Genomic DNA, 15,950 nt, shown 5'->3' with positions numbered 1-15,950 from the left:
ACAGTGAAAATAATTGTCCAAAAATTTGGCGGTACATCTGTCAAAGATGATCAAGGTAGAAAAAGGGCACTTGCACATATCTTATCGGCAAAAGAGAAAGGCTATAAGTCGGTTGTCGTCGTTTCCGCAATGGGACGAAAAGGCGACCCTTATGCGACAGATACGCTGCTTGGTCTGCTTTATGGCAGCGCGCAGCATATGACAAATCGAGAAAAAGACTTGCTCGTTTCCTGCGGAGAGAATATTTCAGCTGTTGTGTTTTCAAGTATGCTGAATGAAAACGGGCTAAAGGCTGTAGCAATGACAGGCGCACAGGCGGGCTTTGTGACAGATAAGGAGCATACGAGTGCGAAAATTATTGATATGAAGTGTGAACGTCTCGAGGCGGCACTGTCTGAACATGATGTTGTCGTTGTTGCTGGGTTCCAAGGAGCTGCGAAAAATGGGGACGTGACCACAATCGGACGAGGCGGCAGTGATACGTCCGCAGCTGCTTTAGGTGCTGCATTACAGGCAGACTTCATTGATATTTTTACAGATGTAGAAGGCGTCATGACAGCAGATCCCCGCATTGTTGAAAATGCAAAGCCGCTCAGAGTCGTGACATATACGGAAATTTGCAACCTTGCATATCAAGGGGCGAAAGTCATTCACCCGAGAGCTGTCGAAATTGCGATGCAAGCAAAAGTACCAATGAGGGTCCGTTCAACATACTCTGATGATGAGGGCACACTCGTCACGTCACACTACTCAGATAAAATGAGCCATGATGTGTACGACCGCCTCATTACGGGTATTGCACATGTCAATGATGTGACGCAAATCAAGGTCCCGGCAAAAGAAGGGCAGTACAGCGTCCAAACAGAGGTCTTCAAGGCTATGGCTAACGCACAAATCAGTGTCGACTTCTTCAACATTACACCGAGTGAGATTGTGTATACAGTGACAGGTGCAATGACTGAAAAGGCAACATCGATCCTAAAAGATCTTGGCTATACGCCAATTGTGACAACAAATTGTGCAAAAGTATCAGCTGTTGGCGCAGGCATCATGGGTGTACCAGGTGTCACATCTAAAATTGTATCGGCTCTATCCGAGCAAAACATTCCGATTTTACAATCGGCTGACAGCCATACAACCATTTGGGTGCTAGTGAACGAAGAAAACATGAGAGCGGCTGTCAATGCCCTGCACGAAGTGTTTGAACTTTCAAGATAAATGTGATTGAATCATGATGAGGTGAAAAAAATGAATTTCGGAAATATCGCAACAGCTATGATTACACCTTTTGATAAAAAGGGCAACATTGATTTCCAAAAGCTATCAATTCTCATTGATTACTTATTAAAAAACGGCAGTGACTCTTTAGTCGTTGCAGGGACAACAGGCGAATCGCCAACTTTATCGACTGAAGAAAAAGTCGCTCTTTTTCAGCAATCGGTGAAATTAGCAAATGGTCGTTGTAAAATCATTGCAGGAACAGGCAGTAATAATACAAATGCGTCTATCAAACTAACGAAAAAAGCAGAAGAAGCGGGCGTTGATGCAGTGATGCTTGTCGTACCTTACTACAACAAGCCATCACAGGAAGGCATGTATGCACACTTTAAAGCCATTGCCGAGTCTACATCTCTTCCTGTCATGCTTTACAATGTACCAGGGAGAACGGTTGCGTCATTAGCCCCAGAAACAACCATTAAACTTGCGCAAATACCTAACATTGTCGCGATCAAAGAAGCAAGCGGTGATCTTGATGCCATGACAAAAATCATTGCAGAGACACCAGAAGATTTCGATGTATATTCAGGTGACGACAGCTTAACACTTCCAGCTGTATCTGTTGGTGCAAAAGGAGTGGTCTCTGTGGCGTCTCATATCGTAGGGCTTGATATGCAGCAAATGCTGAAAAGCTATGCTTCAGGTCAAACGGCCAATGCCGCATTGATCCATCAAAAGCTGCTCCCAATCATGAAACAGCTTTTCACAGCGCCAAATCCAACGCCTGTCAAAACAGCTCTTCAGCTGAAAGGACTAGATGTCGGATCTGTTCGTCTTCCGCTTTTACCTTTGTCAGAAGAAGAGAGACTGGATTTAAGCAGCGTCTTAAACAGCTGATCAAAACAAAAGATTTCGTAAGCGGTCATTCTCAGATGTCCCTGAGTATGACCGTTTTTTATACATAAACACTTTCTTAAAATGTGACTTCATCTTGTTTTCTAAAATTAGATTCAGTTATAATAGCATTAAGCGATGATGGACGGGCTTGAGACTAGGAGGATAAGAATTTTGAAAAAGAAAAATACAGAGAACGTAAGAATTATTGCACTGGGAGGCGTTGGAGAAATCGGGAAAAACCTATATGTCATTGAAATTGATTCCGACATATATGTGGTAGATGCAGGCTTGATGCATCCAGAAAACGAAATGCTAGGCATTGACGTCGTTATTCCTGATATCTCTTATTTAACAGAACGTGCTGATCGGGTGAAAGCAATTTTTCTTACCCACGGACATGATGAAGCAATCGGAGGCGTATTCCATTGCTTAAGCAAATTGTCTGTACCAGTTTACGGAACGAAGCTGACCCTTGCGTTACTTCGAGAAAAATTAAAGCAGTATGGCTTCAATCAAAAAGCTGACTTGCGTGAGGTACATGCAAAATCAGTCATTACGTTTGAAACAACAAAGGTATCATTCTTTAGAACGAATCACAGCATCCCTGATTCAGTTGGGATCAGCTTTAAAACCTCTCTTGGTTCAATCGTATGCACAGGTGATTTTAAATTTGATCAAACCCCAGCGCTTAACCAAGCCTGTGACATCGGAGAGATTGCGAAAATTGGAAACAATGGCGTTTTAGCACTTCTTTCAGACAGTGCGAATGCTGAAAAACCAGGTTATACACCTTCTGAGGCGCTCGTCCAAGACGAAATCTCAAATGCGATGTACAATGCTGAAAATCGAGTAATTGTCGCTGTATCTTCATCTAACATTAACCGCGTGCAGCAGATCATTAATGCAGCGAATCAAAATGGCCGTAAGCTTGCCGTAGCAGGGAAGAATATGATGACGACTCTTCAGCTGGCGATCAAACTTGGTTATGTCACAGCAGACGAAGAATTATTTGTACCAGTTCAAGAAGTGAAGAAAATGGCGAAAAACGATGTGGTCATCCTGACAGCTGGAAGCCACGGAGAGCCTCTTGCTGCTTTAACAAAAATGGCAAAACAAAATCACAAACAGCTTCATATTGAAAAAGATGACACTGTTGTGATTGCATCTACACCTCTTCCAGGACAAGAACTCACATATTCAAAAACAGTGGATTTCCTCACAAGAAGCGGCGCACAAGTCATTTTTGCGCAAAAACGTGTGCATGTCTCTGGACATGGCTGCCAAGAAGAGTTAAAGCTGATGCTGAACTTACTAAAGCCAAAGTATTTAATTCCGGTGAATGGCGAATATCGTATGCAAAAAGCACATTCTCGTATTGCTGAAGAAGTGGGAATGAAACGAAGTGACATTTTCTTGATTGATAAAGGGGATGTTGTAGAGTTTAGAGGACAGAACGTAAAAATCGGTGAAAAAGTTCACCAAGGCAATATTTTGATCGATGGTCTTGGCGTTGGTGATATCGGGAACATTGTGTTACGCGATAGACGCCTATTGTCTCAAGATGGTATCTTAATTGTCGTTATTACGCTTGATAAACAAAAGAAACAATTAATTTCTGGACCTGAAATCATCACAAGAGGATTTGTGTATGTCAGAGAATCCGAAGAGCTGATTGTAAAAGCGACAGAAATGGTCAAAGGAATTGTCAAAGAGCAAACGGAAAACTCAATTGTTGAATGGTCAACATTGAAACAATCCATGCGCGATGTACTCAATCAATTCCTATATGAAAAAACAAAACGTAAGCCGATGATCATTCCAATTATTATGGAAGTGTGATGTGAAAGCCCAAGGAGCATAAGCTCTTTGGGCTTTTTTGATGTGGCACTAGGAATGCGGATTGAATACGGCCTTCTTGTTCATAATAGAAGGAGAGTTTGAGGAAAGGATGGAGACAAATGGACGAAAAGAATGAACAGCAGCCTGAGCGAAAGCCAGAAGAAAAAGACAGCATTATGAGCAAAATACAGCAGCTTGGTGAAACAGCCATACCACAGCTGCCGCAAGATACAAATATACATTGCCTCACCATTATTGGACAAATTGAAGGCCACATGCAGCTTCCGCCACAAAATAAAACAACCAAATACGAACATGTCATTCCGCAAATCGTCGCAGTTGAACAAAACCCGAAAATTGAAGGTCTTTTGATCATCTTAAATACAGTAGGCGGCGATGTTGAAGCGGGACTAGCGATTGCAGAAATACTTGCATCTTTATCGAAACCGACTGTATCGATTGTACTTGGCGGCGGCCACTCTATTGGTGTCCCGATTGCTGTATCGTGTGACTATTCCTATATTGCAGAAACAGCCACGATGACCATTCATCCTGTGCGTTTAACTGGTCTAGTGATTGGTGTCCCGCAAACCTTTGAATACTTAGATAAAATGCAGGAAAGAGTCATTAACTTTGTAACAAGCCACTCCAATATTACAGAAGAGAAGTTTAAAGAGCTCATGTTCTCAAAAGGCAATTTGACAAGAGACATTGGAACAAATGTTGTTGGTCATGAGGCAGCAGAATACGGACTCATGAATGAAGTAGGCGGCGTAGGACAAGCGATTAAAAAGTTGAACGAACTGATTGGAGACAGGGCATCTCAAAACGAGGGGCTGATCCAATGATTTTATATACACCTATGCCATATGAAGCCATTTACGCGGAGGAACAAGGAGACCGCAAACTTCAGCAGGTAAACATCCAAGGCGTGCCAGTTATGGTTGAAATGAAAGAGGATGAAGCAGAAATCGTTCAAGTCATGAGTACCAATCCAATGGACTTTCTGAATCAAGAGCTTGCACCAGGCAAGCGATTGAAGTTACAATTAGGCACCAATCAAACCGACTCATATGAATGATTCTATGCTATAATAAAGGGAAAACTTACAACAAGATGCAGCCAAAACCAGGCTGCTTTCTTTCTGATCTTTTCGGTAGGTTATATTTTCTTTCGTAGTAAGGTGATGAGTATGGCTAAAAAGAGAAAACGGAAAACGAGAAAAAAACAAAATAAACAGCTAAAACTGAAATATGAATTAAATGGGTTAGTCTGTATTGCCATAGCGATCATTGCCATTTTACAGCTAGGCGTCGTTGGACAAACCTTCGTACATTTATTCCGATTTTTTGCAGGTGAATGGTTCATTCTCTGCCTTATCGGATTATTTCTTTTTGGCGTGACCATCTTCTGGAAAAAACAAATCCCAGATATGTTGACAAGGAGAAAAGCAGGGCTATACTGCATCATTGCGAGTATCTTGCTTTTGTCTCATGTGAAGCTCTTTCAGCACCTTTCATCTGCGGGCGCAATAGGCTCTCAAAGTGTGATAAGAAATACATTTGAGCTTTTCTTAATGGATATGAAAGGTGAGACTGGGTCACCTGATTTAGGAGGCGGCATGATCGGTGCCGTATTATTTGCTGCTTCATATTTCTTATTTGCGCAAGCAGGCTCTCAAATTATGGCAATCGTTCTGATGCTGATTGGAATTGTGCTGATTACAAATCGTTCTCTTCAAGAAATGGTGAAAAAAGTGACACTGCCTGTCTCACAATTTATGGTGAAGCAGTGGAAAGCGTTTGTTGAAGATATGAAAGGAATCAGGCAGGCGAAAAAGAGCGCGCCCCCTCAAAAAACAGGTGAAAAGAAAAAACGGTCTCGTATTCAGGAAGAGGACGATGATGACCAGATCTTGATCGAAGAGGAAACGCCGGTTTCAGACAATAGCCAGCCAATCATCTCAAGCTTTGCTGATAGAGATGACATTCTCACCCCGCTCGTTCAAAAAGAGCAGACGGCAAAAGAGACAGAGCCTCTTCAAGAGTCTGTGCAAAGTGCACCAGTTCCATCAGATACACCCGATGAACCAAAAGAGGCGCCGCCGATGACATTTACTGAACTTGAAAACAAAGATTACGAATTGCCGTCACTTGATATTTTGGCAGAGCCGCAGCACTCAGGGCAGCAAACAGACAAGAAAAATATATACGAAAATGCAAGAAAGCTTGAAAAAACGTTTCAAAGCTTTGGTGTAAAAGCAAAAGTCACACAGGTTCACTTAGGACCGGCGGTCACAAAATATGAAGTCTATCCAGATGTCGGCGTGAAGGTAAGTAAGATCGTCAATCTTAGTGATGACTTAGCCCTTGCTCTCGCAGCAAAAGACATTCGGATTGAGGCGCCGATACCTGGTAAATCAGCCATCGGTATTGAGGTTCCTAATGCAGAAATCGCGATGGTTTCTTTAAAAGAGGTATTAGAATCGAAGCAAAATGACCGTCCTAATGCGAAGCTGCTGATTGGACTGGGCCGAAATATTTCTGGTGAAGCCGTTCTGGCTGAAATGAACAAAATGCCGCATTTACTTGTAGCAGGCTCGACTGGAAGCGGAAAAAGTGTGTGCATCAATGGTATTATCACAAGTATTCTTATGAGAGCGAAACCTCATGAGGTGAAAATGATGATGATTGATCCGAAAATGGTTGAACTAAATGTGTATAATGGCATTCCGCATCTGCTCGCTCCGGTTGTAACGGACCCTAAGAAAGCCTCACAGGCACTTAAAAAAGTAGTCAGCGAAATGGAACGCCGCTATGAATTGTTTTCCCATACGGGGACAAGAAATATTGAAGGATACAATGATTACATTAAACGAATGAATCAATCAGAAGAGGCCAAACAGCCAGAACTTCCTTATATTGTCGTCATTGTAGACGAGCTTGCAGATTTAATGATGGTCGCTTCCTCTGATGTAGAAGATTCCATTACAAGACTTTCGCAAATGGCTCGTGCTGCCGGGATTCATTTAATTATTGCTACACAAAGACCTTCTGTCGATGTCATTACAGGTGTCATTAAAGCCAACATCCCATCCCGCATCGCCTTTAGCGTGTCCTCGCAAACAGATTCAAGGACGATCCTTGATATGGGTGGCGCAGAAAAACTGCTGGGCAGAGGGGATATGCTGTTTCTACCGGTAGGTGCAAACAAACCGGTTCGTGTGCAAGGCGCCTTTTTATCAGATGAAGAAGTGGAGCATGTCGTTGAACATGTGATCACCCAGCAAAAAGCACAATATCAAGAAGAAATGATTCCAACTGAAGAAACGCAGGATCAGCTTAGAGCTGTGGATGACGATTTATATGATGAAGCAGTGGAACTCATCATCGGCATGCAGACGGCTTCTGTCTCTATGCTTCAAAGAAGATTCCGCATCGGCTATACCCGAGCGGCCCGCCTGATTGACGCAATGGAAGAGCGAGGCGTTGTCGGCCCTTATGAAGGAAGTAAACCGAGAGAAGTCCTGCTCTCAAAAGAACAATATGACGAGCTCTCTTCATAAATCGAAGAGAGCTTTCCTAAAAAAGAAGTAAACGATAGTATGATTATGTTAACTGGAAGTCAGACTATTTATTTATTTGCAAAAACATGATATAGTTGTGTTCAACTTATCTCGGAATAGAGATTTCTCATCTTATCATTTGCATTGATTAGACGGAGGGAAAACATGTCGACCAAAACAGACAATCGCCATTTATATTTGAAAGTGATTGACCGTATTAAAGAAGATATACAAACAGGCGTATATGCAGAAAAAGAAAAGCTGCCTTCTGAGTTTGAGCTCTCAAAGCTTTTAGGCGTGAGCAGAGCGACACTGCGTGAAGCCCTTCGTGTATTAGAAGAAGAGAAGTATTTAATTAGAAGGCATGGTGTGGGAACGTTCGTCAACTCAAGACCACTCTTTTCAACAGGCATAGAACAGCTGGCAAGTGTCACGAAAATGATCGAGCAGGTCAATATGACGCCTGGTACCATCTTTTTATCCTCGCAAGAAGGGGAGCCGACAGAGAATGATGTGATTCGTTTTCAGTGTGATGAATCTGATGAGATTTTTTCAATGGAACGCGTTCGAACGGCAGATGGACAGCCAGTGGTATATTGTTTAGATAAAATTCCGGTCAAGCATCTTCCCGCTTCTTTTACACATGAAGAAGAGTCTCTTTTTGAGCTGTTTGGAAGAGAACCACACAGCGGAATTAAATATGCAGTTGCTGACATCGAACCAATCGGCTACCACGATCAGGTTTCACCGATACTCGAATGTGACCCTGAAACAGCATTATTATTACTGAAACAAATGCACTATGATCAGGATGATCAGCCGGTCTTATACTCGCTTAATTATTTTCGAGCGGATAAATTCAGCTTTCATGTGATACGTAAACGATTTTAACAAGCAGTCGCTTCCATAAGCGGTTGCTTTTTGTTTGCCCATACATAATACCCGTAAAACTTGCCACACTAATACGTAACAGTATATAGAATTGGGTGAATGATGTTGGGCGAGAAAACAGTCAGTAAAAAGAATATTATTGCATTATCATCAGTGCCTCTAATCATGACACTTGGGAACTCGATGTTAATACCTGTATTGCCAGAGATAGAAAAGACACTCTCCATCACTTCTTTTCAAGTCTCCCTCATTATTACGGTATACTCTGTTGTAGCGATCTTATGTATTCCAATCGCCGGCTATTTATCGGACCGAATCGGGCGTAAAAAGGTACTCCTGCCGTGTCTGTTAATCGCAGGTCTTGGTGGGGCTGTGGCAGCAGTTGCCTCAACGATCATGAAAGAACCTTACATGTGGATTCTATTTGGAAGGGTCCTTCAAGGCATTGGCTCAGCCGGGGCAGCACCTGTCGTGATGCCGTTTATAGGAGATTTGTTTCATGATGATGAAGAAGTAAGTGCGGGACTTGGCGCCATCGAAACCTCTAACACAGCTGGAAAGGTATTAAGCCCGATTATTGGGGCGCTTCTAGCTTCATGGTTTTGGTTTGTGCCGTTTTGGTTTATTCCGTTCTTTTCAATCATCAGCTTTCTCATGGTACTGTTCATGGTAGAGTCCGCGAAAAAAGAGGAGGACCCGCCTACATTCAAAGAATTTTTAAAATCAACAAAGACCATTTTTAAGCATGAGGGACGCTGGCTTTATGCCATTTTTGCAATTGGCGGTTTTATTATGTTTCTTCTTTTTGGTGTGCTTTTTTACTTATCTGATAACCTAGAGGCAGCTTATCAAATTAAGGGTGTCAAAAAAGGGCTCCTGCTTAGTATCCCGCTCCTTTTTCTATCCATCAGTTCATACATTGCTGGGAAAACGATTGGAAAAGAAAAAGGGAAAATGAGAATCTTTATAATCGTAGGCATGGCCTTGTTATCACTTTCCTATATGTTTTTATGGTGGAATCACAGCTTTTACGTATTGTTTATCTGTTTAAGCATTGGCGGTGTTGGCATCGGTATTGTACTGCCTGCACTTGATGCCCTGATCACAGAAGGAATCGAAAAAGAGCAGTGCGGAACCATTACGTCATTTTACAGCAGTATGCGTTTTATCGGTGTCGCTTTAGGACCTCCGATTTACGCCTATCTCATGGATAAAGGGGACTCCATCGTTTTTATTCTCTCGACCATTTGCAGTCTTATTTCACTATTTTTGGTCCTCTTCTTCATCCAGCCAGATGAAAAGGATGAAAGTGAACAATTAAAAACGGTTTAATCTAGAAAAAAGACGGTATTTTGCCATCTTTTTTCTTTTTTATAAATTGACATGTAAAATTTTGATAGTTAAACTAATGTATAGTAATATCTTTTAAATTATCCCAAATAGGAGGTGTTCAAAAACATTCATTTTCTGTCTTTCTTCAGGCAGAAATTGAGCTCGCGTGCTGATGATGAATATGTGTTTCTTCAACACGAAAAGACAATTGAATAGGTCATCCTGCCATTAGCACGTTGAAGGAGACGCAGTCAGCACTTCAGACACGCTCAAATACAGCAAATTGATTGATGAACTAGAAGGAGCTTGAAGCAGCTATGTTGCAAATAATTAAAGCAAGATGGATTGTATTAGTGGTGTGGATGATAACAGCTGTGATTCTGTTTATTACTGCGCCTAATTTAGAGGAATTAACAAGAGAAAAAGGGCAATTAAAGGTTCCGGAGGGGACACCAACAGCTGAGGCACTTCACTTATTGGATAAGCTATCAGATCATAACGGGAAAAAAGATACGGGTGTCATTGTATTCTCCGAACAACATCTGTTCCCTGAAAAAGAGCAGGAATTAAAAAAGGCTTTATCTGCACTCATGACTCATGCCCCAGACCTCCACATTGACGGAATTACTTCGTATTTTCATGTAGATCCGGACATTCAAAAACAACTTTTATCAAAGGATAAAAGTACACTTCTTGTTCCATTCAAATTCGACCACTACGAAACAAAAGCTGTGAAGATTAAAGAACAAATTGAGGAAGTTTTAAAGCCCTATCATGTCTCATATGAAATGACGGGTCAAAAATTTGTGGATTCAGATGTCATTAAAAGCTCTCAACAAGGTCTGAAGAAAACTGAACTTATTACGATGATTTTTATTTTCTTTATTTTAATCATTGTTTTCAGATCGATTTTGGCACCTGTTGTTCCGCTCATTACGATCGGCATTTCTTATGCCGTCAGCCGGTGTATTGTGGCTTTTCTAGTAGAATATATGCAATTTCCTCTATCTAATTTTACTCAGATTTTTATGGTAGCTATTATGTTCGGTATAGGAACAGATTATTGTATTTTGCTGTTAAGCCGTTTTAAAGAAGAGATCGGTCAAGGTCGTGATGTCAAAGAGTCGATTATCATCACATATAAATGTGCAGGGAAAACGGTCTTTTTCAGTGGCTTAGCCGTATTAGTCGGCTTCTCAAGCATTGGGTTTGCCAAATTTCAATTGTATCAATCAGCTGTTAGTGTTGCTGTTGGAGTTGGCATACTGCTGATTGCCCTAGTCACCATCGTTCCCTTTTTTATGTCTGTTTTCGGAAAATCCCTTTTTTGGCCATCTAAAAGAGAAAACATTCGCCACCCGCAAAGTAAAATGTGGGAATGGGCTGGGCGTTTTTCATTTAAAAGGCCGCTGATCAGTTTAGGTTTAGTTGCACTAATTACTGTGCCTCCTATTTTGATGTACGACGGAACTCTTTCTTATAACAGCTTAAATGAGATTGGGACAAAGTATGAATCAGTGTCTGCATTTAATACGATATCAGAGCAATTTGGCTTTGGGGAAGCGCTGCCCCTGAATGTACTTGTTGAAAGTGACAATAAGTTAGATAACCAAGAAAAGATTGTCATGATTGAAAAACTGACCCGTAAATTAAATGACATTGACGAAGTAAAAACAGTCCGCAGTGTCACTAGGCCTGTTGGAGACGGGCTAAGTCAGCTTTACGTCACCTCTCAAGCAAAAGAGCTGGGAGGAGAACTTGGCAAAGGCCACGAAGGAATCGGGAAAATTTCAGATGGCCTGACCGAAACAAATCTTGCCCTTCTCAAACAAAAACCAAAAATTCAAGAATCCGCTAAAGGCATTGACCAGCTGATTGATGGAACAAAAGCGATCAAAAGCGGAATTGGAGAAGTAAGGGAGTCCTTGATCTCTTTAGAAGATGGGGTAAGGCGCAGTAAAGATGGCGTCGGGACCATCCGAAGTAAAATCAAAGAAGCGAAAAAGGAATTAGAGCAAGAATATCGCAGCAGTGAAGCGATGATTCAAGAGCTTAAGCGAATGGTGAGTACGCTGGGACGTCATGCGAAATCGAATCAGCAGCTGATGACCACCATTAAAAAAGTAAAAAATTCCTATGAAAATGTATCGTTTGAAGCACTTGAAAAACGGCTTCCAGAAGTAAAAGATATGGATGAATATAAAGAAATCAAGAAAGTATTCAAAGACACAAAAGAAATGCTTGATCAAGCTGGGGACCAAATGAGTGTGTATGAAGAGGAAGCCTCTCACTTTAAACAAAAGATCAAAAAAGCAGATCAAGTAATTCAAACCTTATCAAGCAAGCAAAAAGACGTAAAACGCCAAGTGCAAGCACTCATGGACGGGCTCGATCAAATTTATGACGGTCTTGAACAAACAAATGAAGGACAAAAACAATTGATTAAAGAAATGCCTAAAATTGAAGATGGCGCAGATCAACTGACAGGCGGACAAAAAGCCATCAAAAAAGGATTTAATCAGCTCTCATCAAAACTTACATTATTAACAGATGGATTAGGTGAAAGTATTGAAGGGCTCGAGCAGGTCAAAAGCGGCTTCACCGAGGCGGACGGCTATTTAAAGCAGCTTCAGCAAGCGCCAGATGAAGAAATAACGGGCTGGTTTATTCCAGAAGAAGTGCTGAAACGCCATGAATTTAAGCAAATCTTTAAAACGTATATGTCTCCAGATCGTAAATTAACAACCTTAGAAGTTATTTTAAATGTGAATCCATACAGCAATGAAGCGATGAAAGGCGTTGCCAAAATTGAGGACACCCTTGATCAATATTTACCTGTCAGCGGGTTAAAGAATGTAAATTACGGTGTGTCTGGTATCTCAAGTTTAAATGTAGATTTAAAAGAAACATCTGACGGTGACTTTATTCGAACGGTCATTTTCATGTTAGTTGGCATCTTTATCATTTTAATTATATTATTACGGTCAATCGTCATGCCGATATACTTAACACTTTCACTCATTTTAACGTATTTTACTTCCGTCGGATTAACAGAATGGATCTTCAAAACATTTTTTGGCTACGACGGTCTTAGCTGGGCTGTCCCATTTTTCAGCTTTGTCATTCTTGTCACCCTTGGCATTGATTATTCGATCTTTCTGATGGATCGCTTTAATGAATGGAAAGGAGAGCATGTGCAAGCATCAATGATATCAGCGATGAGAAATATGGGTTCCGTCATTATTTCAGCAGTCGCGATATTAGCGGGGACCTTCGCCGCCATGCTGCCGTCTGGTGTATTATCACTTGTTGAAATTGCAACGGTCATACTCATTGGACTTTTATTATATGCGTTTGTTGTATTGCCGCTCTTTATCCCGGTCATGGTTCGTATTTTCGGTAAATGGAATTGGTGGCCTTTTAGAATGAAATAACACCGGCGTCTCTGCTTATAGCAGAGGCGTTTTTATTTCCTATCCTTTCCTCTGATTGATATAATGTCTATTAAATGGCTGTTTTACGTATATATCAGCTATGTTCTAATACATAATAAATAGGATGAACAAAGGAGGTTTCTCATGACGTACTTACAAGAGAAGACACTAGACACACCTGGTCTTCATACTCATATTGTCAAAACAGAAAAATTTAAAACGGTCACAATCCTTTTTAAAATGCTTGCGCCTCTATCGAAAGATGACGTCACCATGCGTTCACTTTTCCCGCATGTGCTGTTAAGAGGAACAGAAAAAAAGCCGAAAACAGGAGAATTGCGTGCTTATTTTGATGAGCTTTATGGTGCTACTGTTTCAGCAGACATGGCGAAAAAAGGGGAGAATCACATCATTACCTTCCGCCTGGAAATGGCGAATGAAAAATATTTAAAGGATCAAACACCTTTACTAGAAAAAGGAATTGCTTTACTATCTGATCTACTATTCCATCCGTATGTTGAAGATGGAGCGTTTAGTCAATTATATGTAGATCAAGAAAAACGTACTTTAAAACAGCGAATTCAAGCAGTGTATGATGATAAAATGCGTTACTCGAACTTAAGGCTTGTGCAGGAAATGTGCAAAGGTGAACCATATGCACTGCACGTCAATGGAGAAATGGAAGATATCGAAACGATCACAGCTCACTCGCTTTTTGAAGCTTATGAGCATGCGCTTCAATCGAATCAGCTTGATCTTTATGTTGTGGGAGATGTTGACGAACAAGACATCAGCCGAATGGTCTCTCAATACTTCAAAACAAGTGATAGAGAACCGGTCAAACAACACGCTGACTCAACAAGAACGCAAAAAGAAGCAAAAGAAGTCATTGATGAAGAGGACGTGAAGCAAGGCAAGCTGAATATCGGCTTTCGCACGCATACGACGATTGCAGATGAAGATTATCCGGCGCTGCATTTGTTTAATGGCATATTTGGCGGCTTCTCGCATTCGAAGCTATTCATCAATGTTCGGGAAAAAGCAAGTCTTGCGTACTACGCTGTGTCTAGACTTGAGAGCTTTAAAGGCTTGATGATGGTCATGTCAGGAATTGAAGTCGGCAACTACCGGCAGGCAGTAGACATCATTAAAGAACAATTTGAAGCAATGCAAAAAGGTGATTTTTCAGATGAAGCGATTGACCAAACAAAGGCTGTCGTCAAAAATCAGCTGCTTGAAACGATTGATACATCTTATGGGACAGCAGAATATTTGTATCAGCATGCCGTTGTGCCAACAGGGGAAACCCTTGATTCCTTTTTAGAAGCATTAGACCGAGTGACAAAAGAGGACATCATCAAAGTGGGTCAGAAAATCGAATGGGATACGACCTATTTTCTTAAAGGAACGGAGGGTGCTTCATGACAGTGAAAACAATTCAATTCGACCAGCTGCAAGAAACGGTCTATCACGAAAAAATGGAGAGCGGACTTGACGTCTATGTGCTGCCAAAGCAAGGGTTTAACAAAACCTATGCGACCTTTACAACCAAATATGGCTCTGTCGATAACGAATTTGTGCCGCTTGGCAAAGAAGACATGATTCGAGTGCCTGACGGAATTGCCCATTTCTTAGAGCATAAACTGTTTGAAAAAGAAGATGGAGACGTATTTCATACATTTAGTAAGCAAGGAGCATCCGCAAACGCTTTTACAACGTTTACGAGAACAGCTTACTTATTCTCAAGCACCTCAAATGTCGAACAAAACCTTGAGACACTCATTGATTTTGTTCAAGAGCCTTATTTTACTGAAAAAACGGTCGAAAAAGAAAAAGGCATCATTGGCCAAGAGATTAACATGTATGATGACAATCCGGACTGGCGTTTATTCTTCGGTCTGATTGAAAATCTATATCAAGAGCATCCCGTGAGAATTGATATTGCTGGAACAGTAGAAAGTATTGCTCCGATTACAAAAGATCATTTGTATGAATGCTATGAAACGTTCTATCACCCGAGCAATATGCTTCTATTTGTTGTCGGTCCCGTTGATCCGAAGCAAATATTAGATCAAGTCAGAGCGAATCAGGCGAAAAAGCCATTTACAGACCAGCCAGAGATTAAACGAAAAGACATCAATGAGCCTGAAGGTGTGTACCGAAAAGAATACGAACTTCCAATGAACGTACAAGGCTCGAAATGTATGTTCGGGTTGAAAACAAAGAATCCTCATAAAAAAGGAAATCAGCTGCTAAAACATGAGCTCGGGATGAATCTCATTTTAGAGACGCTGTTTGGTAAAAGCTCCTTACAATATGAACAAATGTATGAAAAAGGCTTAATTGATGAGACCTTCAGCTACGATTATACGGAAGAAGGCGGCTTTGGCTTCACGTCCGTTGGCGGAGATACAAATGATCCTGATCAACTGGCAAAAGAATTAAAAGAAACCCTTCTTCAAGCAAAGAACCTGATGTCAGAAGAAAAAATTGAGCTCGCGCGCAAGAAGAAAATCGGCAGCTTTTTAAAAGCCATGAACTCTCCCGAATACATTGCGAACCAATTCACTCGATATGCATTTTTAGACATGAGCTTATTTGATGTCGTGACCATGCTGGAACAAATCCAATTAGCCGACATTCAGCAAATTTTAGAGGAAGAAATTGATGAAGAACGGATGTCCGTTTTCAAAGTCGTCCCGAAAACAAAATAAATAAAAAAAGACAAACTCAGATCAAATGAGTTTGTCTTTTTTATGTCTAATTGATAAAAG

General features: G+C 41.1%; 11 protein-coding genes. All 11 read left to right on the top strand.

All coding sequences use genetic code 11. The features are described 5' to 3' along the window. Positions 1-3 precede the first annotated feature (3 nt). The 11 genes from dapG to yfmH all read left to right on the top strand — a co-directional run bounded on the left by dapG (position 4) and on the right by yfmH (position 15,890). Positions 4-1,218, top strand: a complete 1,215-nt coding sequence (dapG, locus tag C6Y03_RS01410; protein WP_034662253.1) for an aspartate kinase — start codon at positions 4-6, stop codon at positions 1,216-1,218. Positions 1,219-1,248: 30 nt separating this feature from the next. Beyond that, positions 1,249-2,115 carry a 4-hydroxy-tetrahydrodipicolinate synthase gene (gene dapA / locus C6Y03_RS01405; RefSeq protein WP_044142095.1) on the top strand — a complete coding sequence of 289 codons (867 nt, stop codon included), beginning with the start codon at positions 1,249-1,251 and terminating at the stop codon, positions 2,113-2,115. A 171-nt stretch (positions 2,116-2,286) separates the two neighbouring features. Then, positions 2,287-3,954, top strand: a complete 1,668-nt coding sequence (gene rnjB / locus C6Y03_RS01400; protein WP_066030894.1) for a ribonuclease J2 — start codon at positions 2,287-2,289, stop codon at positions 3,952-3,954. 119 nt (positions 3,955-4,073) lie between these two features. Then, positions 4,074-4,802 (top strand): ClpP family protease, encoded by a 729-nt coding sequence (locus tag C6Y03_RS01395; protein ID WP_106038731.1) that lies wholly within the window; start codon positions 4,074-4,076, stop codon positions 4,800-4,802. Then, positions 4,799-5,035 (top strand): YlzJ-like family protein, encoded by a 237-nt coding sequence (locus C6Y03_RS01390; RefSeq protein WP_060596305.1) that lies wholly within the window; start codon positions 4,799-4,801, stop codon positions 5,033-5,035. Before C6Y03_RS01395 ends, C6Y03_RS01390 begins: the two co-directional genes overlap by 4 nt. Before the next feature lie 111 nt (positions 5,036-5,146). Beyond that, positions 5,147-7,519: an FtsK/SpoIIIE family DNA translocase gene (locus tag C6Y03_RS01385; protein ID WP_106038730.1), complete on the top strand. Its 2,373-nt coding sequence runs from the start codon at positions 5,147-5,149 to the stop codon at positions 7,517-7,519. Between the two features lie 165 nt (positions 7,520-7,684). Further along, positions 7,685-8,410, top strand: a complete 726-nt coding sequence (locus C6Y03_RS01380) for a GntR family transcriptional regulator (protein ID WP_060596309.1) — start codon at positions 7,685-7,687, stop codon at positions 8,408-8,410. A gap of 102 nt (positions 8,411-8,512) precedes the next feature. Continuing rightward, entirely contained in the window at positions 8,513-9,742 is a 1,230-nt protein-coding gene (gene bcbE / locus C6Y03_RS01375) for a bacillibactin exporter BcbE (protein ID WP_223260721.1), read from the top strand. A gap of 317 nt (positions 9,743-10,059) precedes the next feature. Beyond that, positions 10,060-13,176, top strand: a complete 3,117-nt coding sequence (locus tag C6Y03_RS01370; protein WP_106038728.1) for an MMPL family transporter — start codon at positions 10,060-10,062, stop codon at positions 13,174-13,176. 144 nt (positions 13,177-13,320) lie between these two features. Further along, positions 13,321-14,601, top strand: a complete 1,281-nt coding sequence (gene yfmF, locus C6Y03_RS01365) for an EF-P 5-aminopentanol modification-associated protein YfmF (RefSeq protein ID WP_106038727.1) — start codon at positions 13,321-13,323, stop codon at positions 14,599-14,601. Continuing rightward, on the top strand, positions 14,598-15,890 hold the full coding sequence (yfmH, locus tag C6Y03_RS01360; RefSeq protein ID WP_095285186.1) for an EF-P 5-aminopentanol modification-associated protein YfmH: 1,293 nt from the start codon (positions 14,598-14,600) through the stop codon (positions 15,888-15,890). The genes yfmF and yfmH overlap by 4 nt, the downstream gene beginning before the upstream one ends. The last annotated feature ends 60 nt before the right edge of the window (positions 15,891-15,950 follow it).

It is taken from the genome of Bacillus sp. LNXM65 (assembly GCF_002998575.1).
Lineage (GTDB): Bacteria > Bacillota > Bacilli > Bacillales > Bacillaceae > Bacillus.
Note: the sequence above shows the minus strand (reverse complement) of the source record. Positions and strands in the feature narration are given on the sequence as shown.

Excerpts from the sequence above, each read along its gene's own strand:
- C6Y03_RS01395 (WP_106038731.1), top strand. The coding sequence starts at position 4,074 with ATGGACGAAAAGAATGAACAGCAGCCTGAGCGAAAGCCAGAAGAAAAA.
- yfmH (WP_095285186.1), top strand. The coding sequence starts at position 14,598 with ATGACAGTGAAAACAATTCAATTCGACCAGCTGCAAGAAACGGTCTAT.
- C6Y03_RS01390 (WP_060596305.1), top strand. The coding sequence starts at position 4,799 with ATGATTTTATATACACCTATGCCATATGAAGCCATTTACGCGGAGGAA.
- C6Y03_RS01370 (WP_106038728.1), top strand. The coding sequence starts at position 10,060 with ATGTTGCAAATAATTAAAGCAAGATGGATTGTATTAGTGGTGTGGATG.
- C6Y03_RS01385 (WP_106038730.1), top strand. The coding sequence starts at position 5,147 with ATGGCTAAAAAGAGAAAACGGAAAACGAGAAAAAAACAAAATAAACAG.
- dapA (WP_044142095.1), top strand. The coding sequence starts at position 1,249 with ATGAATTTCGGAAATATCGCAACAGCTATGATTACACCTTTTGATAAA.
- C6Y03_RS01380 (WP_060596309.1), top strand. The coding sequence starts at position 7,685 with ATGTCGACCAAAACAGACAATCGCCATTTATATTTGAAAGTGATTGAC.
- yfmF (WP_106038727.1), top strand. The coding sequence starts at position 13,321 with ATGACGTACTTACAAGAGAAGACACTAGACACACCTGGTCTTCATACT.
- bcbE (WP_223260721.1), top strand. The coding sequence starts at position 8,513 with ATGTTGGGCGAGAAAACAGTCAGTAAAAAGAATATTATTGCATTATCA.